Origin of the sequence: Pseudomonas sp. YH-1 (assembly GCF_051990045.1) — a bacterium.
GTDB lineage: Bacteria > Pseudomonadota > Gammaproteobacteria > Pseudomonadales > Pseudomonadaceae > Pseudomonas > Pseudomonas nicosulfuronedens.
This window is the reverse complement of the sequence record NZ_CP178184.1, coordinates 6,605,614-6,627,960: the sequence shown is the minus strand read 5'-3', so window position 1 is coordinate 6,627,960 and position 22,347 is coordinate 6,605,614. Positions and strand designations below refer to the sequence as shown.

Here is a 22,347-nt window from a genome sequence, read left to right as displayed (position 1 = left end):
GGGCTCGGCTCCTTAGAGTGAGTTCAAGAACGCCAGCAGGGCATCGCGCTGCCCGGCGTCGAAATTCAGTACGCGTTGTTTGGCCGCTTCGGCTTCGCCGCCATGCCAGAGCACGGCTTCGAGCAGGTTGCGGGCGCGGCCGTCGTGCAGGAACTGGGTATGGCCGTTGACCGTTTCGGTCAGGCCGATGCCCCACAGCGGCGCCGTGCGCCAGTCGCGGCCGCTGGCCAGAAATTCCGGGCGATTGTCCGCTAGTCCCTCGCCCATGTCATGCAGCAGCAGGTCGCTGTAGGGGCGGATGAGCTGGTTGGCCAGTTCCGGCTCGGCGGCGTTCGGCCCGGTGGTGAATTTGGGGGTATGGCAGCTGGCGCAACCGGTATCAAAGAACAGGCCCTTGCCGGTGAGCACCTGTGGGTCGTCCACCTTGCGCCGCGCCGGCACCGCGAGGTTGCGGGCGTAGAAGGCGACCTGGTTGAAGATGTGCTGGCTGACTTCCGGCTTGCCGCCGTCGATGGCCTTCAGGCAGTCAGTCTGCGCCTTTGTGCAGTCGTCGTTGGGCAGCAGGTCGCTGGTCAGGCCCATGTCACCGGAGAAAGCGTGGGCGTTCTGCTGGGCGACGTTGGGTTGCCCGGCCTTCCAGCCGAAGCGCCCGAGGACGGTCTGCTGCGTGGCATCGTCCCAGACGAGGTTCGGCCGGCCATGGACGCCGTCGCCAGCCTTGGCCTGGAGGTCGGCGTTGGCGAGGATGTCCGCCTCGCTGATGGATTCCAGCAGCCCCAGGCCGATCATCGGCGGGGCAATGCGGGCGGAGAACATCGTGTCCTTGTGCATCGGGCCGTAGCCCAGGTCGCTGATGCGCAGTTTCGGCTTGCGCAACTCGACCACAGTGCCGTCCTTGAAGGTCACCGGCACTGCGTCGTACTCGACGCGCACCTTGCCTTCGGGCGCCACGCCGGGGATCGCCGAGTCCTGGAACTGGCCGCCGTAGACCGGCTCGGGCACCACGCCCAGGCGCTTGATGGTCTCGACGTCGGCGGAACCGGCGGGAATCGACAGGCGCACCAGCATCGACACGGCGTTGACGTCGTTGATCTCTGGTGGATGGCCGCGGCCGTCCTTGATATGGCAGTTCTGGCAGGCGTTGGTGTTGAACAGCGGGCCGAGGCCGTCGCGCGCGGTGGTGGTGGTCGGCGCGATGACCCAGGGGTTGCGGAAGAAACTGTTGCCCACGGCGAAGTCCAGGCGGCGGCTCGGCGTGAGGTTGGCCGAGGGCATGGAATAGGCGTTGCGGTCGCTCTGTTTCACCGTGGTGGCGCCGCCGGACAGTGCTTCGCCGGGCTCGGCCACGGCGTGCTGGGAGGTCTCCGGCTTGCACGCGGCAAGGGCGAGGGCAGACAGCAGCGGCACGAGGTGCAGGGCGGTACGGCGGTGGAGCATTGGCGGGGTTCCGAAAGCGGCAATATGGCAGCGGGCCATGGTATCAGGGGTGTCAAATGCAAATATGAAAAATTTGTATTTGAGAACGACATCGTTTGCCGTCCGGAAACGACAAAGCCCCGCAGAGCGGGGCTTTGTCTGGGTTTCAAGGTCGCTGCGGCGTGGAGCCGCAGCGCCTTCAACCTATCAGGACAGGTCGATCAGAACTGGTGATCGGCGTTGTCCGGCTTCAGGTCCTGTACGCCGACCGCGGTGGCGGCCTTCTCGATGGCGCCGGTTTGCTTGACCAGCGAAGCGATGGCGTCACGGATCTTCTGCTGATCGTCCTTGTCGTCCGGAGCGATCATCTGGTCGAAGTGCACACCGTCCTTCTCGGCACGGTCGACGATGACCTGCATCTTGGCTTCGGTGTTGGCCAGGTCATTCTTCAGGTCGGTGTCGGCGGCGGCGTCAGCCTTGGCGACCAGGTCGGACAGGCTCGGGCCCTTCACGACGCTGCCGTCGGTGCGCTTGTACTCGCCCAGGTAGATGTTGCGGATCGACTTGGCGTTGAAGAACAGGGTGTTGTGGGTGTTGTCGCTGAAGCAGTCGTGCTCGTCTTCGGTGGAGTTGGCTTCCAGCGCGACCTTCATGCGCTCGCCGGCCAGCTCGCCCAGGGACAGGGAGCCCATGCCGAAGAACATCTTGCGCAGGTTGTTCTCGGCAGTGTCGGCCTCGACCTTGGCGCGGTAGTTGTCGGCGACGCCGGACTTGAAGTTGCCGACCATTTCTTCCAGGTCAGCCACCAGCAGGTCGGTGGCGGCCTTCAGGTAGGCGGCACGGCGGTCGCAATGACCGTTGGTGCAATCCTTGCCCTGGGCGTAGTCGGTGTATTTGCGGTCGCCAGCGCCCGGCTTGGTGCCGTTCAGGTCCTGGCCCCACAGCAGGAACTCGATGGCGTGGTAGCCGGTGGCGACGTTGGCTTCGGAACCGCCCAGTTCGTTCAGGCCCTTGAGCTTCTCGCCGGTGATTTCCTTGACGTCGATCTTGTCTTCGCCGACCTGGATCTCGGTGTTGGCGATGATGTTGGCGGTGGCGCCGGCGTTGCCTTCGGCGTGCTGGTAGTCCTTGGCGACGTAGTCGATCAGGCCTTCGTCCAGCGGCCAGGCGTTAACCGCGCCTTCCCAGTCGTCGATGATCGAGTTGCCGAAGCGGAAGGCTTCGCTCTGCGAGTAGGACGGGCGGGAAGCGATCCAGGCTTCGCGAGCGGCCTTGAGGGTGGCTTCGCTGGGCTTGGCGATCAGTGCATCGACGGCGGTCTGCAGCGCCTTGGCGGTGGTCAGGGCGTCGCCGTAGGTGGCTTCGGCGATGTCCAGGTAGTTCTTCACCACGGCCTTGACCGCGGCCTCGTCGACCTTGGCGGTCGCTGCCGGGGCGGTGCTCTGGGTGCTGGCGGCCGGAGCAGCAGCGGCGGGGGCTTCGGCTTTCTTGTCATCGCCGCAGCCGGCGAGGGAGATGGCAATGGCGAGCAGGCTGGCAGTGGCCCAGGGCATACGAGTCATGACGGGTTCCTTTGCATGGAAAAGAGGCGCACGAAAAAGGACTGCGCAAGAAAATCCGCAACATAATGCGAAAGATTTTCATTTTTGAAAAGAGAGATCGGTGGCGCTGTTCTGTCGCGGGGCCAGCAGGTTGCTATCAGGGAGGCTTTGGTAGGAGCGAGCTTGCTCGCGAACAGCCCCAGCATCGGCGCCAAGCGGTTCGCGAGCAAGCTCGCTCCTACAAGGTGGGCAACGCGTGGAATCAATGGCGCTCGACGGACCCGCCGGGATTGCCGCCGGCCGCTTCGGCCAGGCGCCGCGCCTGCTTGAGGTAGAGGGTCAGCTCGCGCGCCGGCAGCGGCTTGCTGTAGAGGTAGCCCTGACCTTCGTGGCAGCCCTGGGCGATGATGTAGGCCTCCTGCTCGACCGTCTCCACGCCCTCGGCGATCACCTGCATCCCCAAGCTCTTGCCCAACTGGATGATGGCGCGAACGATGGTGGCGTCGTCGTCGTCCAGCAGCAGGTCCTGGACGAAGCTCTTGTCGATCTTGATCTTGTCCAGCGGCAGGCTCTTCAGGTAGCTCAGCGAGGAGTAGCCGGTGCCGAAGTCGTCGATGGCGATCAGCGCACCGGCGCGACGCAGGCTCAGCAGGTGCTGGGCGGCAGTGGAGATATCCTCCATCAGGCCGGTCTCGGTGACTTCCAGTTCCAGCGAGCGCGGCGGCAGGCGGTGCATCTGCAACAGGTTGCTGACCACCCGCGGCAGGGCGTTGTGGCGCAGTTGTACGGTGGACAGGTTGACCGCCAGGCGCAGGTCGTCGAAACCCTGGTCGTGCCACTCGCGCAGTTGGCGGCAGGACTGGTCCAGTACCCATTCGCCGATGCTGAAGATGCTGCCGTTCTGTTCCGCCAGCGGGATGAACAGGTCCGGCGCGACCCAGCCCTGGATCGGGTGCTGCCAGCGCAGCAGCGCCTCGACGCCGACCACGCGGTGATCGCGGTAGTCCACTTGCGGTTGATAGACCAGGTGCAGTTCGTTGCGCGCCAGGGCTTCGCGCAGGTCCTTCTCCAGTTCGCGGCGGCGGCGCATCTCGCTGTCGACGCTGGCGATGTAGAACTGGTAGCGGTTGCGCGAGCGGCTCTTGGCCAGGGTCATGGTCTGCTCGGCTTTCTGCAGCAGCTTCTCGGTGGTCTCGCCGTCCTCGGGGAACAGGGTGATGCCGATGGTGGCGCGCAGGTGCACCAGGTGCTGGTCGAGCTCGAAGGGCGCTTCCAGGTCGTCGAGAATCTGCTGGGCCAGCTCCGCTGCTTCGTAGGGCTGCTCGATGTCGGCCTGGACCAGGGCGAACTGATCACCGCCCAGCCGCGCCAGGGCGCCCAGGTGCGCACTGCGGGTGCGCAGGCGGTCGGCGAGGGCGATCAGCAACTGGTCGCCGAACTGGTAGCTGTACTGCTCGTTGATGCCCTTGAAGTCATCCAGGCCCAGGCAAAGCACGGCGACGCGGCGTTGCAGGCGCGAGGCGCCCTCGAGAATCTGGTCCAGACGCTGTTGCAGCAGCTTGCGGTTGGGCAGGCCGGTGAGGAAGTCGTACTGGGAGATGCGCAGCAGGCTGTCTTCGGCTTCCCGGCGCAAATGGCCGTTGCGCTCGATGGAGGCCAGCAACTGGTTGGCGGTATTCACCCACAGGCCCAGTTCGTCCTTCTCGTGGCCGTCGGGCATCGGCAGCTTGTGCTGGCTGGGGCGGTCCGGGTTGATCGAGGCGAGGTGCTCGATGATCTTCGACAGCGGCTTGGTCAGCAGCCAGTGGTAGACCATGAACAGCACCAGGCTCAGGGCCATGGCGCGCAGGATGCCGGAAATGAAGATGATCACCGAGGTGGCGACGAAGTCGTCGCCGTAGGGCGCGGTGTCGAGGGTGATCTTCAGGTCGCCGTAGTACTCGTTGGAGCCGCCACGGCCGGCGAGGCGAATGGAGTAGTTCTGCTCGGCGCCGAGTATCGGGTCGGTCAGCCAGCGGGTGTTGGAATCCAGCAGCGGGCGGGATTTCTCCGCCAGCATGGGTTCGTCGGGATGGCCGATGGCGGCGTAGCGCACGGCTTCGTGCTGGAACAGGCCTTCGAGAACCTGCATCGCCATGTCGCGGTCGAGGCTGTAGACGGCCTGGGTAGAGGGATCACGGACCATCGCCAGGATGCGCTGGGCATCGTTGTGCACGTTCTGGCGCGCCTTGTGGGCGTCATAGACGATCTGGGCACAGCTGAGTACCACCCCGACCACGAGGGCCGCGAGCAATACCATTCGCAGCAGCTTGAGGGAGAGGCTGTGCCGGGGATCCAGTTTCAAGGGCGTTCCTTGTTTCTCGCCAGGGGCGAACGACTGGGGCTGAGTATTGGCAATTGGCGCAATGACGTCAAAGGGCCATCGTTGTGTTTCGTGACTGTACCGGCCTTTCAGGTTAGCTGACACGAAGGTGTTACGCGCCCATTACGAAAAAACCCGGCGCGGGGCCGGGTTTTTCGTATCAAGCTGGGTACATTCAGGCAGCGAACTGCTCAGCCACGAAGTCCCAGTTGACCAGGTTCCAGAACGCCTCGACGTACTTCGGACGCAGGTTGCGGTAGTCGATGTAGTAGGCGTGTTCCCAGACGTCGCAGGTCAGCAGCGGGGTGTCGCCGCTGGTCAGCGGGCAGCCGGCGCCGATGGTGCTGGCCAGGGCCAGGGAGCCGTCGGCCTTCTTCACCAGCCAGCCCCAGCCGGAGCCGAAGGTGCCGATGGAGGTCTTGCTGAACTCTTCCTTGAACTTGTCGAAGGAACCGAAGGCAGCGTTGATGGCGTCCGCCAGGGCGCCGGTGGGCTGGCCACCGCCGTTGGGGCTCAGGCAGTTCCAGTAGAAGGTGTGGTTCCACACCTGGGCGGCGTTGTTGAAGATGCCGCCGGAAGAGGTCTTGACGATGTCTTCCAGGCTCTTGCCTTCGAACTCGGTACCCGGAACCAGGTTGTTCAGGTTCACGACGTAGGTGTTGTGGTGCTTGTCGTGGTGGAATTCCAGGGTTTCCGCGGAAATGTGCGGCTCAAGGGCGTTCTTCGCGTAAGGCAGCGGCGGCAATTCGAAAGCCATGGTCTCTCTCCTATCTCACTCAGTCTGGGCTAGCGCGACGTGCGCGCGACCGGTACACGGGGCCGGTTCGATGTTTGTCGCGGCATCCGGGCGTAGCTGCAATGCGCCCCATCAAGGGACAGGCAGCGCGCCAGTTGCGTCCGGAAGGCTCAGAGCCCGCCGGCGCCGCGAAGGTCCGATCATAGCACCCGACCTGCGGCATATCCACGCAGCAACTGTAGGGGCAAAGGCCCTGCACAGCCGTCTGCGCCGGAGCACGACGCTTCACTATGCACAGACCGGGATGACGCAATGTCGTTCGGATTTGTTCCGCAGCGGGTCGGCGATCAGCCGGCGAACACCAGCTGTGCGGCCATGCCCAGCATCATGACCGCGACCATCAGGTCCACCAGGCGCCAGGTCGTCGGCCGTGCCAGCCAGGGCGCAAGCCACGCGGCGCCCAGGGCCAGGGTGAAGAACCACAGCAGCGAGGCACTGGCGGCCCCCATGGCGTAGGCGCCGGGCGCGGCCTGCTGGGCGCCGAGGGAGCCGATCAGCAGCACGGTGTCGAGGTACACGTGGGGGTTGAGCAGGGTCACCGCCAGCGCTGCCATCAGCACGGTGCGGCGCGAACGCGGCCCGGTTTCCCGGGCGTCGGCCATGGCTTGGGGTGCGACTGCACGACGCAGCGCCTTGAGGCCGTACCAGACCAGGAAGGTCACGCCGCCCCAGCGGGCGATGGCCAGCAGCGTCGGGTTCTCGGCGAGGATCTTCGCCAGGCCGAACACCCCCGCGCTGACCAGGATGGCGTCGCACAGCACGCACAGCGCAGCGACCGACAGGTGATGCTCGCGGCGCAGGCTCTGGGCGAGGACGAAGGCGTTCTGCGCGCCGATGGCGATGATCAGGCCGGCGGCGACCAGTACGCCGTTGAGGTAGCTCTGCCACATGGTTCAGGCCTCCGGATTCAGGGAAAGAGGGTCCGCGGCGAGGGCGCGCAGCGCGTCGAGTGCGCGCGGGCCGTCGGCGTGGGCGACGAACAGGTGGTCGTGGTACCAGGCGGCGATCACGTTGCAGCTGATCCCGGCCTTGGCCAGGGCCGTCGCCACGGCGGCGGTGAGGCCGACTGCCTGCAGTGCCGAGTGCACTTCCAGGGTCAGCCAGGCGGCGACGTAGTCGAATGCCAGCCCGGCCTGCTCCGCCTCGGATCGCGAAAGGACCAGCGTCAGCCCCTCGCTTTCACGGAAGCTGCCCAGCGGCTGCAGGCCGGCCGGGAGCTGGCCGTCGGGGAGGGTGCAGAACACGTACTCGCCGTCGTTGAGTACTGGGGTCATGTCGCGCAGCAGCGCGGCCAGGGACGTTTCGCCAGCCATGGTGGGCAATCCGTAAAGAGTGGGGATGCTGGCGATTGTCCGGCTTTGGCCTGTATAAGAAAAACCAATACTGCTGATATCTCATTAGGGAAATTGATCATGTTCGACTACAAGCTGCTTGCCGCCCTGGCCGCCGTGGTGGAGCAGGGCGGTTTCGAGCGCGGCGCCCAGGTGCTGGGCTTGTCGCAATCGGCGATTTCCCAGCGCATCAAGCTGCTCGAAGCGCGGGTTGGCCAGCCGGTACTGGTGCGCGCGGCACGGCCGCAGCCGACCGATCTCGGCCAGCGCCTGCTCAACCATGTGCAGCAGGTGCGCCTGCTGGAGGGCGATCTGCAGCAATGGGTGCCCGCGCTGGATGACGGCGCGGCGCCCGAGCGTTTGCGCCTGGCGCTGAACGCCGACAGCCTGGCGACCTGGTGGGCCCACGCGGTCGGTGATTTCTGCGGCGAGCGCCACGTGCTGCTGGACCTGGTCGTGGAGGACCAGGAAGTCGGCCTCAAACGGATGCGTGCCGGCGAGGTGGCCGGCTGTGTCTGTGCCAGTCCGCGCCCGGTGGCCGGCGGCCGCTGCGAGCCGCTGGGCGCCATGCGCTATCGCGGGCTGGCCAGCCCGGCGTTCATCGCCCGGCACTTTCCCAGGGGCGTGACGCCCGCGGGTCTCGTCCGGGCACCGGCCATCGTCTACGGCCCGGATGATCAACTGCAGCACCGCTATCTGAAGGACCTGGGTGTCGACGGTCACTTCAGCTACCACCTGTGCCCGTCCTCCGAAGGCTTCGTGCGCATGACCAGCGGCGGGCTCGGGTGGGGCCTGGTGCCTGAGCAGCAGGTGCGCGGCGAACTGGAGCGTGGTGAGTTGGTGGACATGCTGCCGGGGCGGGCGATCGACGTGCCGCTGTATTGGCACCATTGGCGCAACGGCGGCGAATTGCTCGCCGCGCTGACCCGGCACCTGCTGGCGAAGGCGCCGGACCAGTTGGTGCCGATCAGCCGCGAATGACGATGCTGCCGCTGCCCGGTAACTGCTCGATGCAGCGCGCGCCGAAGAGTTTCGACGGGGTGAAGTAGCCGACCGTGTTCGGATTGGCCAGCAGATGACGCACCGCGAAGAGCACGCCATGGATAGTCACGTCATAGCCGTTGGCAGTTTCCAGCCTTGCGGTGCGGCGTTCGCCACGGGCGTTGCGCACTTCGCCCCAGACCCAGGTGCGCAGCTTGCTGCGGGCCAGTTCGTCGGGGCCGTGGACGCGCTTGTCCACCTGCTCCTTGAGCCAGTCCTGTACGCGGTCGTGGCCCAGCAGCGGGCGAAAGCTGTCCATCACCCGCATGCCAATGGCGGCGGCCGGTGGCACCGGCAGGTAGACCTCGATATCGCCGATGCCGGTGGAGTAATAGGCCGTCGCCACGTCGCCCCAGGGGATGGTCACAGCGTGCTTGAGACCACGGCCGAAGTCGATGTCGCGGCGCTTGTAACCCAGCGGCACATCGCGCAGACGCCCGGCTTCACGGACCTTGCCGCCCAGTTTGAGGCCTTCCACGGTGGTCTTGGCGGTACCGGGTGAGAGGCCGCTGCCGCTATCGAAACCCAAGGCCAGCTGGGTTGCTTCCGGCATTGCCTCCTTCAGGCAGGCCGCGACGCAGTCGGTCGGGATCACGTCGAAGCCGACGCCGGGGCAGATCACCACGCCCGCCGTGCGCGCCACTTCGTCGAGACCGTGGGCGTATTCGAAGACGGAAATCTCTCCGGTGATGTCTACGTAGTGCGCACCGCTGGCGATGCATGCTTCGATCATCGGTGCGGCGGTGGCGGAGAAGGGCCCGGCGCAGTTGGCGACCACGCCGACATCCTCCAGCGCGGCCAGGGCGGCGGCGCTGTCGTTCAGGCCGAAGACCCGGCATTCCAGCCCCAGCGAACTGCCCAGCGCATGCAGGCTGGCCGGGTTGCGGCCGGCGAGAATCGGTTTCAGGCCCTCGCGCTGCGCCTGCTCGGCGATCAGCCGGCCGGTGTAGCCGTTGGCGCCGTAGATCATCCAGTGCGTCTTGCTCATCATGCGGCCTCGAGAGAAAGCGAAGAGTGCTTCAAGGGTAGTCGCAACCACCCCGGACATGTCGCCGATCGCAAGTCGTGCAACCCTGGTGTGGCGCTGCGGTCTGCAAGGATTCGTTTCTGGCGTGCAATGCCAGGGTAGTGCGGTGCGGCGGCTGGTAGAGTCGCCGCATTACAAGAACAGGAGTGGCGTGCATGAAGATTCTGGTCACCGGGGCCAGTGGGTTCATTGGCGGGCGTTTCGCCCGTTTTGCCCTGGAGCAGGGGCTGGCGGTGCGGGTGAACGGACGTCGCGAGGAGGCGCTGCAACCGTTGGTGGCGCGCGGGGCCGAGTTCATGGCCGGCGACCTGTCGGACCCGGCGCTGGTGCGCGCGCTGTGCAGCGATGTCGATGCGGTGGTGCACTGCGCCGGTGCGGTGGGTGTATGGGGCAGCCACGAGTACTTCCACCAGGCCAACGTGGTGATGACCGAATCCATCGTCGAGGCCTGCCTGAAACAGAAGGTACGGCGGTTGGTGCACCTGTCGTCGCCGTCGATCTATTTCGATGGCCAATCCCACGTCGGCATCACCGAGCAGCAGGTGCCCAAGCGTTTCGCCAATCACTACGGCTCGACCAAGTACCAGTCCGAACTGGTCGCCCTCGGTGCCCAGGAGTTCGGCCTGGAAGTGCTGGCGCTGCGCCCGCGTTTCGTCACCGGCGCCGGCGACACCAGTATCTTCCCGCGGATGATCGCCGCGCACCGCAAGGGCCGCCTGCGCATCATCGGCCAGGGTCTGAACAAGGTCGATTTCACCAGTATCCAGAACCTCAACGACGCCCTGTTCGCCAGCCTGATGGCAGGCGAGGAGGCGCTCGGCCAGGCCTACAACATCAGCAACGGCCAGCCGCTGCCGCTGTGGGACGTGGTGAACTATGTATTGCGCCGGCTGGACATGCAGCCGGTGGAGCAGCACATGCCGTACGGGCTGGCCTACAACCTGGCGTTGCTCAACGAGGGTGTGTGCAAGATCCTGCCCGGCCGCCCGGAACCCACCCTGCATCGCCTGGGGATGGCGGTGATGGCCAAGGACTTCTCCCTGGACATTTCCCGCGCCCGCCAGTACCTCGATTACGACCCGCAGGCGAGTCTGTGGGATGCGCTGGACGAGTTCTGCGACTGGTGGCGGGTGCGCGGCGCGTAAAGGCTCTTCGTAGGATCGAGGGGGACGCCTAGTCCTTGCTCGCGAACAGCCCGAGCTCCGCTGCCATGCGGTTCGCGAGCAAGCTCGCTCCTACAAGGGAAAATGTCTAGCGCGGTGCGCGAGCACCGCCACGCAGCGGGCCGGAGTACTGCTGGTCGCCGCCGCCCTGCATTGGCAGGAAGCTCGGCTCCTGCACCACGCGGGGCAGCTTCACACCGCTGAGCTCGCTCAAGCGTTCGCCCAGCTGACGGGTCTCGTCCCGCGCGGAATCGGCGCAGGCGCGCAACATCCGCTCGATGGCGTCGCTTTGCTGGTACTGGATATCCAGCGCCTGTTCTTCACGCAGCCGACGGCGCAGTTCGCGCATGCAATCCAGGATGGCCTTGTTGAGTTCGATCACCCGACTTCCTCCCCCGCGAAGGGCGCCAGAGCGGCGCCAAGTACTGGGAGCCGGAGCAAGGGGCGTGCCACGATGTCGCAAAGCCACTATTGGCGGGTCGCCTGGGGAACTGCGACCTCCGTCACGGGTCTTCTGTGCGCCGACGAGGTGCGTGACGCCCTGTGATGGCACGCTGCTCCCAGGCTGCTCTCAGAGTCATGCGAACGGATATACTGCGCCCTGCGCAGGCAACACGCCGCTTTATCCCCACAGGTTCATTCCATGCGTAACGACACGTTCGACGAATTCGATGATGTGCCCCACCTGTCCACCGACGCTGCCGACCGCGACGAGTTCGGTCATCACCCGCGCCGCGTGGTCGAGCCCAACGGCCGCCCGCAGCCCCAGCCGGTGAAGCGTGGTGGCGGTACCGGAGCGCTGTGGGCGCTGGTCGCGGCCATGGCCATCGCCCTGGCCGGCGTGGGCTGGTGGAGCCACCAGCAACTGCTGCTGATGGAGCAGCAACTGATCGCCACCCAGGAAAGCTTCGCCAAGATCAGCGAGGAAGCCGCCGGTCGCCTGGATGACATTCGCGGCAAGTTCGTCGCCAACGAATCCAACGGCATGACCGATCGCGAGGCGCTGAAGTTGCAGGTCAAGCAACTGCAAGGGCGTCTCGCCGAACAGGCCAAGGCGCAGCAGACCTCCCTGTCGGAGTTCGACGGCGCCCAGGGCAAGCGCCTGGCGCAGGTCAGCGCCGACCTCAAGGCCCAGCAGGAAAGCGCCGCGCTGCTGATGTCGCAGCTCGACGTCAAGCTCAAGTCCATCACCGACGAGCAGGCCAAGTACAAGAACCTGCAGGCCGACCTGGCCGCCGCCAACCAGCAGATCCAGGCCCTCAACACGGAAATCGCCAACCTGAAGAAGGACGGCAGCCAGGCCAAGGCGATCAAGAGCATCCAGGACGATCTGTTCGTGCTGCGCTCCGAGGTCGACGGCCGCCAGGGCCAGGCCAGCAGCGACACCAAGGAGTTCGATGTCTTCCGCATCCAGGTGATGCGCAACATCAACACCCTGCAGCAGCAGATGCAGAACCTCCAGCAGCAGATCAGCACCCGCTGATTGCCCTGCCGATGAAAAGCCCCCGCGCCGAAAGGTCCGGGGGCTTTTTTCTGGCCATCCCTCTTTGGGGGTAGTGAGGGCAATTCTTGTCTTGAATCAGTTTCAGGTACGGCTTCGAGGCGAATAATCGCTAACAAATGAGAGTCATTCTGATTCTCCTCTTGTTCGATCATTCGCCGGAGGCTTCCCATGCACGATCTTCAAGCGCAACGCCGGTACCGCATTGCCGGTTACCGGCCCGGGATCGGCGCCGCCTTCCGCCAGCGGCTGTTCTCCATGGGGCTACTGCCTGGCGCCGAGTTGAAGGTGCGCCGCGTGGCGCCGCTGGGCGATCCGGTGCAGGTCGATACGCGCCAGTGCAGCCTGGTGCTGCGCCGCCGCGACCTGGCTTTCCTCCAGCTCGAAGCGCAGGACTGATCCACCATGGACGAACTGCGCATCGGCCTGATCGGCAACCCCAACGCGGGCAAGACCACCCTGTTCAACCAGCTCACCGGCTCGCGCCAGCGCGTCGGCAACTGGGCTGGCGTCACCGTGGAGCGCAAGGAAGGCAGCTTCCGCACTGCGCGGCACAACGTGCGCCTGGTAGACCTGCCCGGCACCTATTCGCTGACCACGCTGTCGACCCAGGCCTCGCTGGACGAGCAGATCGCCCGGCGCTGCATCGTCGATGGTGAGGTGGACGTGCTGGTCAACGTGGTGGATGCCACCAACCTGGAGCGCAACCTCTACCTTACCGTGCAGTTGCGCGAGATGGGGCTGCCCTGCGTAGTGGCGCTGAACATGCTCGACATCGCCCGTACCCAGGGCCTTAACATCGACCGCGAGGCGCTGGCGCGGGAGCTGGGTTGCCCGGTGGTGCCGCTGGTCTCGACCCGTGGCGAAGGCATCGACACGCTGAAGGAAGCCATCGATGGCGTGACGGCACAGCCGCCGCTGCAAGTGCCGTATCCCGCCGCGCTGCGTAATGCCGTCACCCAACTGCTGCCTGTTGACGCGCCGCCGACCCAGGCCTGGATGGCCTTGCTGGCGCTGGAAGGCGACCTGCACAGTGCCCGCCAGCTCAAGCTCGACCCGGCGAGCCTGCTGGCCGCACGTGACGCGATCCGCTGCGCCTGCGGCGAAGACCCGGAACTGCTGCTGGTGGACGCGCGCTACCGGCTGATCGGCGAGCTCTGCGAGCGCGCCAGCAACCACCGCGAGGCCGCACCCCATCGCCTGACCCAGATGCTCGACAGCATTGCGCTGAACCGCTGGCTGGGTATTCCGGTGTTCCTCTTCGTGATGTACCTGATGTTCTTCTTCGCCATCACCCTGGGCGGGGCGCTGCAGCCGATCTTCGACCAGGGCTCCTCGGCACTCTTCATCGATGGCATCCAGTGGCTGGGTGCCCGTACCGGCTCGCCGGACTGGCTGACTGCGCTGCTGGCCCAGGGCCTGGGCGGTGGCATCAATGCGGTGCTGCCGCTGATTCCGCAGATCGGCCTGATGTACCTGTTCCTCGCCCTGCTGGAAGACTCCGGCTACATGGCCCGCGCGGCCTTCGTCATGGACCGCCTGATGCAGGCCCTCGGCCTGCCGGGCAAATCCTTCGTGCCGCTGATCGTCGGCTTCGGCTGCAACGTGCCGTCGATCATGGGTACCCGCACCCTGGACAATCCGCGCGAGCGGCTGATGACTTCGATGATGGCGCCGTTCATGTCCTGCGGTGCGCGGCTGGCGATCTTCGCGGTATTCGCCGCGGCCTTCTTCGGCCAGAACGGCGCGCTGGCGATCTTCTCGCTGTACCTGCTGGGCATCGTCGTTGCGGTGCTGACCGGGCTGCTGCTCAAGCACACGCTGATGCGCGGCGAGGCCTCGCCCTTCGTCATGGAACTGCCGCTGTACCACGTGCCGCACCTGCGCAGCCTGCTGCTGCAGACCTGGATGCGCCTGCGCGCCTTCATCGTCCGCGCCGGCACCGTGATCATCCTGGTCAGCCTGGTGATCGGTGGCCTCAACAGCGTCACCCTCGACGGCCGTCCGGTGCAGGGCGACATCGCCGACTCGGCGCTTTCCAGCCTCAGTCACAAGGTCACGCCGCTGCTCAAACCCATGGGCGTGCACGAGGACAACTGGCAGGCCACGGTCGGCCTGGTCACCGGTGCACTGGCCAAGGAAGTGGTGGTCGGCACCCTGAACACCCTGTACACCGCCGAGCATATCCAGGGAGAGGCCTTCGATGCCGACGCCTATGACCTCTGGGGGCAACTGAAACAGGCTGGTGCGGACACGCTGGACGGCCTGCGCGATGCCTTCAGCCTCAGCGTGCTGGCCAACCCGGTCGCCGCGAGCATGGCCGATGGCGAGATGGAGGAGGGCTCCATGGGCACCTTCGCTGCCAAGTTCGGCAGCCCGCTGGCCGCCTACAGCTACCTGGTGTTCGTGTTGCTCTACGTGCCCTGCGTGGCAACCCTCGGCGCGCTGACCCGCGAGAGCGGGCGTGGCTGGATGACCTTCGCGGTGCTCTGGGGTCTCAACGTGGCGTATTCGTTGGCGACCCTCTGCTACCAGGTCTTCAGCTTCGCCGAGCATCCGCAGTACAGCACGGTGGCCATCGGCCTGGTGCTGGTGTTCAACCTGGTGCTGTTCCTGATTCTGCGCTGGGTCGGCCGGCGTGGCCTGGAGCTGGATGGCGAGCGCGAGTTGCGCGCTGCACCGGCGGGGAGCTGCCACTGATGGCCACGGCAATCGCGGTGCGCAACCTGCTCGGCGAGATGGGCGAAGCAGATGTGCCGACCCTGGCCCAGCGTCTCGGTGCCTCGAAGGCACTGCTCGAAGCGCTGCTGGAGCGGCTGCTGGCGATGGGCGTGGTGGAAAAGGTCGCCGCGGAGCCCGCGGCCTGCGGGAGCTGCAAGGGCTGTGCGGAGGCGACGCGGTGCGCGACGACGGGGTATCGCCTTTCAGGTAGCAATGTCGCCACGCCCATGCGCTGGATCACGCCCTGACCCCGGACCGTAGGATGGCGTGGAGCGAAGCGATACCCATCACGCATCGCACGAACAGCATGGGTATCGCTGCGCTCCACCCATCCTGCAAAGAGCTCCTGCGCAGGGTTGTTGCCTTGCGCAGAAAATGAAAAGGGCGCCTTCGCAAGAAGGCGCCCTTTTCGTTGGCGCTGGACCCGACCCTTACAGGCGCGGGTAATCCAGGTAGCCGACCGGGCCCTTGGCGTAGAAAGTCTCCGGGTGCGGCTCGTTCCAGGCAGCGCCTTTCTGCAGGCGGGTCACCAGGTCCGGGTTGGCGATGAACGGGATGCCGAAGGCGACTGCGTCGGCCTTGCCGCTTTCCAGCCACTCGTTGGCAGTGTCCTTGGTGAAGCGCTCGTTGGCGATGTACACGCCACCGAAGATTTCCTTCAGTTTCGGACCGATGCTGTCATCGCCAGCTTTCTCGCGGGTGCAGATAAACGCCACGCCGCGCTTGCCCAGCTCGCGGGCCACGTAGCCGAAGGTGGCCAACGGATCGGCGTCGCCCATGTCGTGGGAGTCCATGCGCGGAGCCAGGTGCACGCCGACACGGCCGGCGCCCCAGACGCCGATCACGGCATCGGTGACTTCCAGCAGCAGGCGCGCGCGGTTCTCCACCGAACCGCCGTACTGGTCGGTGCGCTGGTTGGTGCTGCTCTGTAGGAACTGGTCGAGCAGGTAGCCGTTGGCACCGTGTACTTCCACGCCGTCGAAGCCGGCGGCCTTGGCGTTCTCGGCACCGATGCGGTAGGCCTCGACGATGTCGGCGATCTCTTCGGTCTCCAGGGCGCGCGGGGTGACGAATTCCTTGATCGGGCGCACCAGGCTGACGTGGCCGGCCGGCTTGAGGGCGCTCGGCGCCACCGGGGTTTCACCGTTCAGGTACAGCGGATCGGAGATGCGGCCCACGTGCCACAGCTGCAGCATGATGCGACCGCCATTGGCGTGCACGGCCTTGGTGATGTTGGTCCAGCCGCGCACCTGATCGTCCGACCAGATGCCGGGGGTGTCCGGGTAACCGACGCCCATCGGGGTGACCGAGGTGGCTTCGCTGAGGATCAGGCCGGCGTCGGCGCGCTGGGTGTAGTACTCGGCCATCAGCGCATTGGGCACGCGGCCTTCGTCGGCGCGGCAGCGGGTCAGCGGGGCCATGACGATGCGGTTGGGCAGTTCCAGGTCACCGATGACGATGGGATCGAAAAGCGTGGTCATTGCGTTACTCCAATACGGGGTGAGGGTGGAGGATCAGTCGAGGACGGGTTGCGTCTGGTTGGGCTTGCCGCTGAAGGCGATCATCACCGCGATCAGCGCGAGTACGGAGAGCACGGCGCCGGCCAGGGGCACGCGGGTCAGGCCAAGGCCGTGGTTGATGACACTGCCACCGACCCAGGCGCCGATGGCGTTGCCGACGTTGAAGGCGCCGATGTTCAGGGTGGCGACGAGGTTCGGTGCGGCACCGCCGACACGTACCACGTTGACCTGCAGGGCCGGCACCGCAGCGAAGGCGGCGGCGGCCCAGATAAAGAGGGTGATCTCGGCCGGGATCAGCGAGGCGCTGGTCCAGCTCAGCACGGTGGAGACCACCGCCATGGTGGCGAACACGCCGGCCAGGGTGGTGCCCAGGCGCCAGTCGGCGAGGCGGCCGCCGAGGATGTTGCCCAGGGTCAGGCCGAGGCCGATCAGCACCAGGCTCCAGGTGATGCCGCGTGGGGAGACCTGGGTGACTTCGCCCAGCAGCGGTGCGACATAGGTGAACAGCGCGAAGACAGCAGCGGAGAACAGCACGGTGGTAGCCAGCGCCAGCCACAGCGGGCCGTTGCGCAGCGCGGCGACTTCCTTGCGCATGTCCACGGCTTCTTCGTCGTGCTTCCTGGGCAGCACGCTCCACAGGCCGATGAGCGCGAACACACCAATCAAGGTCACTGCCCAGAAAGGCGAGCGCCAGCCGGCGATCTGGCCCAGCGCGGTGCCGGCCGGTACGCCGAGCACGTTGGCCAGGGTCAGGCCGGTGAACATCAGGGCCACGGCGGAGGCCTTGCGGTTGGCCGGCACCAGGCTGGCGGCGACTACCGAGCCGATGCCGAAGAAGGCGCCGTGGCACAGGGCGGTGATGATCCGCGCCAGCATCAGCAGGCCGTAATTGGCAGCCACCGCGCAGAGCAGGTTGCCGAGGATGAAGATGCCCATGAGCATCAGCAGCGCAGTCTTGCGCGGCAGGCGGGCGGTGAGCAGGGCCATGATCGGCGCGCCGATGGCGACGCTGAAGGCATAGCCGCTGACCAGCCAGCCGGCGGCGGGAATGGTCACCGAGAGGTCGCCCGCGACCTCGGGCAACAGGCCCATGATCACGAATTCCGTGGTGCCGATGGCAAACGCGGACAAAGCGAGGACGAGAAGCGAAGTGGGCATGTGCCTGCTCCTGGAGAGTGGGATTGTCTTGGCTGGCAGTAGCCGGTTACAGCGCTTCGCTCAGGTGGCGAACAAAGGCCTGGATGGTGTCTTCATTGCGTTTGAAGAAATTCCACTGGCCGACTTTTCGACTGGTCACCAGACCCGCGCGCTGGAGGGTGGCCAGATGCGCGGAAACGGTGGATTGCGACAGACCGGTGCGCTGGTCGAACTTGCCGGCGCAGACGCCGATCTCGAAGGATTGGTGCTCCTGCTCGACGAAGAACTGCTCCGGGTCCTTGAGCCAGTGCAGCATGTCGCGCCGCACCGGGTGGGCCAGGGCCTTGAAGATTTCGTCGAGGTCGATGCCAGGATCGAGAGGGGTTTGTTCAGTCATGGGGCACATCGGTATATCGCGTTGAGACGAACTATATATCGGTCAAAAACGATATGAATTCGTTTGGGGCGATAGTAATGATCGACACCCGTGATAGTAGCCGTTGACCACCCGCGCTACTCTCTGCCCATGAACTACCTCGCGCACCTTCACCTGGGCGGCGACCGGCCCGCCCAATTGCTCGGCAGCCTCTATGGCGACTTCGTCAAGGGGCCGCTGGCCGGCCAGTGGCCCGCCGAGATCGAGGCGGGCATCCGCCTGCACCGGCGCATCGACGCCTTCACCGACAGTCACGCCCTGATACACAGTGCCAAGACGCGTTTCCCCAGCGAGCGCCGGCGCATGGCTGGCGTGCTGCTGGACGTGTTCTTCGACCATTGCCTGGCCCGCGATTGGGGGCGTTTCTCCGGCGAACCGCTGGAGCACTTCACGCAACGGGTCTACGGTGTACTGGGCCGTACGCCAGGCTTGCCGGAGCGTCTGGCGCGTATTGCACCGCGCATGGCGGCGCAGGACTGGCTTGGCAGCTACAGAGAGTTCGAGGTACTGCAGGACGTGGTCGCCGGAATGTCCCGGCGCCTGTCCAGGCCGTCCCTGCTGGACGGCGCCTGGGAGGTGCTGGAGCGGTTGTACGAGCCCTTGAGCGACGACTTCCGTGAGTTCTATCCCGAGTTGCAGGACTTCGCCAGAAATCCGCCGAAATCGATGGACGGTCCGGCCTGACTTGATATGCGTCAACCGTCCGGCGGCCCATAGCGTGTGCAATAGACACATCTGAAGGACGACGAGAGGAGCAGCATGATGAAGTCGCTAATGATCGCAACGGATCTGTCCGGCCGTTCCGAAAAGGCTCTGCACCGTGCGGCAGCGCTCGCCAAGCGCTATGCCTGCCCCTGGACCGTGCTCTACGTGGTCGATGAGGACCAACCGGCGGCGCTGGTCGAACAGGAAGTTACCCAGGTGCGCATGATGCTCGAAGCGCGTCTGGTCGAACTCACCGAAATGGGTGGTACCTGCCCGAAACTGCTGGTGGAGCGCGGTGACCCGAATCAGCAGATTCTCGCTGCGGCGAAGAAGCTGGATTGCGAGATGCTGGTGATGGGCGCGCACCGCAAGAGCGTGCTGCGCGACATTTTTGTTGGCACCACCGTGGAACGAGTGCTACGTGCCGGACAGCTGCCGGTACTGGTGGTCAACCAGCCAGCGGGTGGCCAGTACCGCGATCTGCTGATCGCCCTGGATACGTCGCCAGCGTCGGCCCACGCAGTGGAAGTGGCCAACAACCTGGGCATGCTCGAGGGTGCCGTGCGCCGCGGCGTCTACGCCTTCAGCCCGCTGGCGAAGGGCATGATGCAGTACTCCGGGGTGAGCGAGGAGCGAATCGACGAATTCGTCAGCAGCGAATCGCGCCAGGCAGTGGATGAACTGAAGAAGTTCCTCCACGACGAGCACCTGGAAGATCGCATCGATGAACAACTGGTGGCCGTCGGGCTGCCGGGCAACGTGTTGCAGCGGATGGTCGACAAGCATCGGCCGGATCTGCTGGTCATGGGTACTCGGGGTATGGGTGGAGTCAAGCGTGCCCTGATCGGCAGTGTTGCCGACTACGCTCTGCGCGAACTGGATTGTGACATCCTGGTCGTGCCGCCGGAGGCTTGAGCCTGCGACGTCAGGAGACTGTTTTCAGGCTTCACCGGGCGGCTCGAGGGTGCCGCCCGGCGCAGTTTGAAAGCCGTTTCGTCAGAGTGGGAACCCGCCGGCCGTAGGTTACGGCGGGCTCCAATCCTTTCTTTTCGTCAGGCCGCAATGGCCGGCGCTTCCTGAACTTCACACACCACTGCGTGGATTGCCGCGTGCGCTTGCCTGGCCAACAGATTGCGGTCCTGGTGGGCACTGGACAGCACCGGCAGCAGGTGGATTTCCACGATTCCCCGATCATGGGCGAACAGACGCTTGAGGTGGCTGACCAGATCATCGTCACCGATGAAGGGTGCCAGTTCGCACGCCTGGCCGTTGCGGCGGTAGCGCAGGGCCACCGGCTGCACCGGCACACCGGCCTCGATGGCGCTGGCCATCAGGCGCCCATGGAAAGTGCGCAGCCCCTGGCCATCAGTGGTGGTGCCTTCGGGAAAGACCAGCAGCGAGCGGCCGCGCGACAGGTGCGTGGCGAGCTGTGCATTGATCATCCGTGAGTCGCCAGAACCCCGGCGGATGAACAGCGTGCCGGCCTTTTCCGCCAGCCAGCCGGCGACGGGCCATTGGCGTACCTCGGCCTTGGACAGGAAGGTCAGCGGCAGCAAGCCGCCCAGTAGCGGGATATCGACCCAGGACACGTGATTCGACACCCACAGCATCGGCTGGCCGGGTAGCTCGCCATGCACCCGCAATTCGAAGGGCAGGGCGCCGGACAGGCGCGCCAGGTACCAGCGCGTCAGGCGCTGGCGCAGTAGCATCCGGTCGCCAGGCAGACGTTCCAGCAGGCTGACGAAGCTGGCCAGCGCAAGGCCCACCAGCAGCAGTGCCAGCAGGCGGGCGACGCGCAGCCAGGCGCGCAGGCTGCGCATCAGACCGCGGCCTTGAAGTGGCGGGCGTAGCGCGGGCAGAGTTCGTCGCGCTTGAGCAGGATGAACACGTCGGCGACGCCGAAATCCGGGTCCCAGCAGGGCTCGCCGCAGATCTTCGCGCCCAGGCGCATGTAGGCCTTGAGCAGCGGCGGCAGCTCGGCGGTGAGATTGTCCGGCACTTCCATCGGCGGCAGCGGGGTCTTGGGCTCGGCGCGCAGGTTTTCCTGGCACAGATAGCGGTCACGCAGACGCTGCATCACGGCGCGGGCCTGGATGCCGCCATCGCGCATGGGGATGCTGGCGCAGCCCATGAGGTAGCGGTAGCCGCCTTCGTTGAGCACTTCGGCCAGCTCGCTCCAGAGCACGGCGATGGTGCCGCCGTTGCGGTAGTCCGGGTCGACGCAGGTGCGGCCGATTTCCAGCACCGGGCCCTGCAGGTTGTCCAGGCCGTCGAGGGCGAATTCCTCTTCGCTGTAGAAGCGGCCCAGGCGCTGGGCGGCGCGGTGGTCCAGCAGGCGAGTGGTGGCCACCAGCGCGCCGGTGTTGAGATCGCGCACGCCGATGTGGGCGCAGTGGCGGTCGTAGTCATCCATGTCCAGGCCTTGGTCCGCGCCGTTGAGCTGGGCGTCGAACTCGCTGCTGAATACTCGGTAACGCAGGGCCTGGGCTTCGCGCAGGGCGCGGGCGCCGCGCAGACGCACGGCCTTGAGGCGGCGTTCTGCCGGGGTGTCACAGGAGAGGGCGATCTGACTCATGCGAGTGCCTCCGTGAACCGGCCATGCGGGTTGCGGCCGGTCGGCTTTGTTGTGCAAGCTCAGGCTAGAAATGACCGGTGTCACGCCCATGACGGTGCGGTGATGCTTGTATGACAAGAACAACGACCTCGAAGGAAGGAGCGCCGCGATGCCCTGGAAATGCCTGCTCGGCCTGCAGGACCGGCTGACACCCGGACTGCCGCTGGACGACTGGTACGCCGAACTGCTCACTCGCGCAGGCTGCGCCGGGAGCTTCGAGCTGGCGGTGCTCGGCGGGCGCCTGGCGACCTCACCGGGACTGGCCTTTCTCGCCGGCTACCAGGCGGCGTTGCGCGCGCTCTGGCCGGCTGCCCCGCTCAGCCTCGGCGCGCTCTGTGTGACCGAGAAGAAAAGTGTGCGCCCTGCCGACCTGCAGACCCGTCTCGAAGGCCTGGTGCTGCATGGACGCAAGGACTTCGCCACGGCCGCCGACAGCGCCGCCTGGTGGCTGGTCGCCGCGCGTGACGAGGAGGAGGACGAGCCCCCGCGCATCGCCATGACCGTGGTGCAGGCCGGCGCACCCGGCGCGAAGCTGGAGGCGCTGCCGGCCCTGCCGCTGATGCCTGACATTCCTCACGCGCGCCTGCTGCTCGACGGCGCCCACTGCGAACGCCTGCCCGGCGATGGCTGGGAGGCCTACAGCAAACCCTTCCGCACCCTGGAAGACACCCATGTGCTGGCGGCGGTGTGCGCCTGGCTGTATGGCCTGGCTGTGGAGCATCAGTGGCCGGCGGAGCTGAGCCTGCGCCTCACCGGCGTGCTCGCCGGTTGTGCGGAGGTCAGCCGGCAACCCGCTTCGCTGGCGGAAACGCACCTGCTGCTGGCCGGCGTGTTCAGCCTGTTCGAAGGCCTTGCCGCTGCACTGGACGCCGCTTTTGCGTCTGGTGATCCGGAGCTGGCAGCGGTGTGGAAACGGGACAAGGGCGTGCTCGCCATCGCCGGTGCCGCACGGGCCAGGCGACTGGAGAAAGCGAGGGTGGCAATAGGCCTTGACCCACGTCAGTGAGGGCTCGGGGAGGGGACGTTAGCCTTACAG

The 22,347-nt window shown here is 66.0% G+C and carries 22 protein-coding genes; 9 read left to right on the top strand and 13 right to left on the bottom strand.

The window, feature by feature from the left end:
* Nucleotides 1–12 precede the first annotated feature (12 nt).
* From ACKI1H_RS30745 to ACKI1H_RS30720, 6 genes are all read right to left on the bottom strand, one after another.
* The gene (locus tag ACKI1H_RS30745) at nt 13–1,437 is read right to left on the bottom strand and encodes a di-heme oxidoreductase family protein (protein ID WP_440467290.1); all 1,425 of its coding nucleotides are present in this window, start codon (nt 1,435–1,437) and stop codon (nt 13–15) included.
* A 200-nt stretch (nt 1,438–1,637) separates the two neighbouring features.
* Nucleotides 1,638–2,978 (bottom strand): imelysin family protein, encoded by a 1,341-nt coding sequence (locus ACKI1H_RS30740; RefSeq protein ID WP_138522320.1) that lies wholly within the window; start codon nt 2,976–2,978, stop codon nt 1,638–1,640.
* Between the two features lie 241 nt (nt 2,979–3,219).
* A complete protein-coding gene (locus ACKI1H_RS30735) occupies nt 3,220–5,301 on the bottom strand; it encodes a putative bifunctional diguanylate cyclase/phosphodiesterase (RefSeq protein ID WP_440467289.1) in 2,082 nt (693 codons plus the stop codon).
* A 193-nt stretch (nt 5,302–5,494) separates the two neighbouring features.
* Nucleotides 5,495–6,076 (bottom strand): superoxide dismutase, encoded by a 582-nt coding sequence (locus ACKI1H_RS30730; RefSeq protein WP_045211147.1) that lies wholly within the window; start codon nt 6,074–6,076, stop codon nt 5,495–5,497.
* Between the two features lie 326 nt (nt 6,077–6,402).
* The gene (locus ACKI1H_RS30725; RefSeq protein ID WP_138522318.1) at nt 6,403–7,005 is read right to left on the bottom strand and encodes a LysE/ArgO family amino acid transporter; all 603 of its coding nucleotides are present in this window, start codon (nt 7,003–7,005) and stop codon (nt 6,403–6,405) included.
* 3 nt (nt 7,006–7,008) lie between these two features.
* On the bottom strand, nt 7,009–7,428 hold the full coding sequence (locus ACKI1H_RS30720; protein ID WP_440467288.1) for an ACT domain-containing protein: 420 nt from the start codon (nt 7,426–7,428) through the stop codon (nt 7,009–7,011).
* 93 nt (nt 7,429–7,521) lie between these two features.
* Between ACKI1H_RS30720 and ACKI1H_RS30715 the strand changes: the two genes are divergently transcribed.
* Nucleotides 7,522–8,427, top strand: coding sequence for a LysR family transcriptional regulator ArgP (locus ACKI1H_RS30715; protein WP_138522314.1), 906 nt, complete (start codon nt 7,522–7,524; stop codon nt 8,425–8,427).
* Here ACKI1H_RS30715 and ACKI1H_RS30710 read toward each other — a convergent pair.
* The gene (locus tag ACKI1H_RS30710) at nt 8,414–9,475 is read right to left on the bottom strand and encodes a saccharopine dehydrogenase family protein (RefSeq protein ID WP_440467287.1); all 1,062 of its coding nucleotides are present in this window, start codon (nt 9,473–9,475) and stop codon (nt 8,414–8,416) included. The two genes, ACKI1H_RS30715 and ACKI1H_RS30710, sit on opposite strands and share 14 nt — an antisense overlap.
* Nucleotides 9,476–9,669: 194 nt before the next feature.
* Here ACKI1H_RS30710 and ACKI1H_RS30705 point away from each other — a divergent pair, with 194 nt between their 5' ends.
* The gene (locus ACKI1H_RS30705; RefSeq protein WP_440467286.1) at nt 9,670–10,659 is read left to right on the top strand and encodes an NAD-dependent epimerase/dehydratase family protein; all 990 of its coding nucleotides are present in this window, start codon (nt 9,670–9,672) and stop codon (nt 10,657–10,659) included.
* 106 nt (nt 10,660–10,765) lie between these two features.
* Here ACKI1H_RS30705 and ACKI1H_RS30700 read toward each other — a convergent pair whose 3' ends face one another.
* A complete protein-coding gene (locus tag ACKI1H_RS30700) occupies nt 10,766–11,056 on the bottom strand; it encodes a hypothetical protein (protein WP_246084866.1) in 291 nt (96 codons plus the stop codon).
* 264 nt (nt 11,057–11,320) lie between these two features.
* Here ACKI1H_RS30700 and ACKI1H_RS30695 point away from each other — a divergent pair, with 264 nt between their 5' ends.
* From ACKI1H_RS30695 to ACKI1H_RS30680, 4 genes are all read left to right on the top strand, one after another.
* Nucleotides 11,321–12,160 (top strand): ATPase, encoded by an 840-nt coding sequence (locus ACKI1H_RS30695; RefSeq protein WP_138522306.1) that lies wholly within the window; start codon nt 11,321–11,323, stop codon nt 12,158–12,160.
* Nucleotides 12,161–12,349: 189 nt separating this feature from the next.
* On the top strand, nt 12,350–12,577 hold the full coding sequence (gene feoA / locus ACKI1H_RS30690; RefSeq protein ID WP_024762599.1) for a ferrous iron transporter A: 228 nt from the start codon (nt 12,350–12,352) through the stop codon (nt 12,575–12,577).
* A gap of 6 nt (nt 12,578–12,583) precedes the next feature.
* Nucleotides 12,584–14,878 carry a Fe(2+) transporter permease subunit FeoB gene (gene feoB / locus ACKI1H_RS30685; protein ID WP_440467285.1) on the top strand — a complete coding sequence of 765 codons (2,295 nt, stop codon included), beginning with the start codon at nt 12,584–12,586 and terminating at the stop codon, nt 14,876–14,878.
* Nucleotides 14,878–15,147: a FeoC-like transcriptional regulator gene (locus ACKI1H_RS30680; RefSeq protein ID WP_440467284.1), complete on the top strand. Its 270-nt coding sequence runs from the start codon at nt 14,878–14,880 to the stop codon at nt 15,145–15,147. The genes feoB and ACKI1H_RS30680 overlap by 1 nt, the downstream gene beginning before the upstream one ends.
* Before the next feature lie 183 nt (nt 15,148–15,330).
* On the opposite strand, the gene ACKI1H_RS30675 is transcribed toward ACKI1H_RS30680, so the two are convergent.
* From ACKI1H_RS30675 to ACKI1H_RS30665, 3 genes are read right to left on the bottom strand one after another with little or no spacing between them, the layout of a single operon-like run.
* Nucleotides 15,331–16,380, bottom strand: coding sequence for an alkene reductase (locus ACKI1H_RS30675; RefSeq protein ID WP_440467283.1), 1,050 nt, complete (start codon nt 16,378–16,380; stop codon nt 15,331–15,333).
* Between the two features lie 33 nt (nt 16,381–16,413).
* Complete coding sequence (locus tag ACKI1H_RS30670; protein ID WP_440467282.1) at nt 16,414–17,577, bottom strand: MFS transporter; 1,164 nt, start codon at nt 17,575–17,577, stop codon at nt 16,414–16,416.
* Between the two features lie 46 nt (nt 17,578–17,623).
* Nucleotides 17,624–17,953, bottom strand: a complete 330-nt coding sequence (locus tag ACKI1H_RS30665) for an ArsR/SmtB family transcription factor (RefSeq protein ID WP_138522296.1) — start codon at nt 17,951–17,953, stop codon at nt 17,624–17,626.
* A gap of 129 nt (nt 17,954–18,082) precedes the next feature.
* On the opposite strand from ACKI1H_RS30665, the gene ACKI1H_RS30660 reads away from it, so the two are divergent.
* A complete protein-coding gene (locus ACKI1H_RS30660; protein WP_440468932.1) occupies nt 18,083–18,676 on the top strand; it encodes an ACP phosphodiesterase in 594 nt (197 codons plus the stop codon).
* A 75-nt stretch (nt 18,677–18,751) separates the two neighbouring features.
* The gene (locus ACKI1H_RS30655) at nt 18,752–19,612 is read left to right on the top strand and encodes a universal stress protein (protein ID WP_246084863.1); all 861 of its coding nucleotides are present in this window, start codon (nt 18,752–18,754) and stop codon (nt 19,610–19,612) included.
* A gap of 137 nt (nt 19,613–19,749) precedes the next feature.
* Here the strand turns inward: ACKI1H_RS30655 and ACKI1H_RS30650 are convergent, their stop codons facing one another.
* Both ACKI1H_RS30650 and olsB read right to left on the bottom strand, forming a co-directional pair.
* On the bottom strand, nt 19,750–20,517 hold the full coding sequence (locus ACKI1H_RS30650; protein ID WP_440467281.1) for a lysophospholipid acyltransferase family protein: 768 nt from the start codon (nt 20,515–20,517) through the stop codon (nt 19,750–19,752).
* Entirely contained in the window at nt 20,517–21,272 is a 756-nt protein-coding gene (olsB, locus tag ACKI1H_RS30645) for an L-ornithine N(alpha)-acyltransferase (RefSeq protein ID WP_138522292.1), read from the bottom strand. Before olsB ends, ACKI1H_RS30650 begins: the two co-directional genes overlap by 1 nt.
* 148 nt (nt 21,273–21,420) lie before the next feature.
* Here olsB and ACKI1H_RS30640 point away from each other — a divergent pair, with 148 nt between their 5' ends.
* The gene (locus ACKI1H_RS30640; RefSeq protein WP_440467280.1) at nt 21,421–22,317 is read left to right on the top strand and encodes an acyl-CoA dehydrogenase; all 897 of its coding nucleotides are present in this window, start codon (nt 21,421–21,423) and stop codon (nt 22,315–22,317) included.
* Nucleotides 22,318–22,347: the final 30 nt, after the last annotated feature.

Excerpts from the sequence above, each read along its gene's own strand:
- ACKI1H_RS30680 (WP_440467284.1), top strand. The coding sequence starts at position 14,878 with ATGGCCACGGCAATCGCGGTGCGCAACCTGCTCGGCGAGATGGGCGAA.
- ACKI1H_RS30640 (WP_440467280.1), top strand. The coding sequence starts at position 21,421 with ATGCCCTGGAAATGCCTGCTCGGCCTGCAGGACCGGCTGACACCCGGA.
- feoB (WP_440467285.1), top strand. The coding sequence starts at position 12,584 with ATGGACGAACTGCGCATCGGCCTGATCGGCAACCCCAACGCGGGCAAG.
- ACKI1H_RS30695 (WP_138522306.1), top strand. The coding sequence starts at position 11,321 with ATGCGTAACGACACGTTCGACGAATTCGATGATGTGCCCCACCTGTCC.
- ACKI1H_RS30670 (WP_440467282.1), bottom strand. The coding sequence starts at position 17,577 with ATGCCCACTTCGCTTCTCGTCCTCGCTTTGTCCGCGTTTGCCATCGGC.
- ACKI1H_RS30665 (WP_138522296.1), bottom strand. The coding sequence starts at position 17,953 with ATGACTGAACAAACCCCTCTCGATCCTGGCATCGACCTCGACGAAATC.
- ACKI1H_RS30710 (WP_440467287.1), bottom strand. The coding sequence starts at position 9,475 with ATGAGCAAGACGCACTGGATGATCTACGGCGCCAACGGCTACACCGGC.
- ACKI1H_RS30655 (WP_246084863.1), top strand. The coding sequence starts at position 18,752 with ATGATGAAGTCGCTAATGATCGCAACGGATCTGTCCGGCCGTTCCGAA.
- ACKI1H_RS30675 (WP_440467283.1), bottom strand. The coding sequence starts at position 16,380 with ATGACCACGCTTTTCGATCCCATCGTCATCGGTGACCTGGAACTGCCC.
- ACKI1H_RS30740 (WP_138522320.1), bottom strand. The coding sequence starts at position 2,978 with ATGACTCGTATGCCCTGGGCCACTGCCAGCCTGCTCGCCATTGCCATC.
- feoA (WP_024762599.1), top strand. The coding sequence starts at position 12,350 with ATGCACGATCTTCAAGCGCAACGCCGGTACCGCATTGCCGGTTACCGG.
- ACKI1H_RS30660 (WP_440468932.1), top strand. The coding sequence starts at position 18,083 with ATGAACTACCTCGCGCACCTTCACCTGGGCGGCGACCGGCCCGCCCAA.
- olsB (WP_138522292.1), bottom strand. The coding sequence starts at position 21,272 with ATGAGTCAGATCGCCCTCTCCTGTGACACCCCGGCAGAACGCCGCCTC.
- ACKI1H_RS30745 (WP_440467290.1), bottom strand. The coding sequence starts at position 1,437 with ATGCTCCACCGCCGTACCGCCCTGCACCTCGTGCCGCTGCTGTCTGCC.
- ACKI1H_RS30730 (WP_045211147.1), bottom strand. The coding sequence starts at position 6,076 with ATGGCTTTCGAATTGCCGCCGCTGCCTTACGCGAAGAACGCCCTTGAG.
- ACKI1H_RS30650 (WP_440467281.1), bottom strand. The coding sequence starts at position 20,517 with ATGCGCAGCCTGCGCGCCTGGCTGCGCGTCGCCCGCCTGCTGGCACTG.
- ACKI1H_RS30705 (WP_440467286.1), top strand. The coding sequence starts at position 9,670 with ATGAAGATTCTGGTCACCGGGGCCAGTGGGTTCATTGGCGGGCGTTTC.
- ACKI1H_RS30725 (WP_138522318.1), bottom strand. The coding sequence starts at position 7,005 with ATGTGGCAGAGCTACCTCAACGGCGTACTGGTCGCCGCCGGCCTGATC.
- ACKI1H_RS30720 (WP_440467288.1), bottom strand. The coding sequence starts at position 7,428 with ATGGCTGGCGAAACGTCCCTGGCCGCGCTGCTGCGCGACATGACCCCA.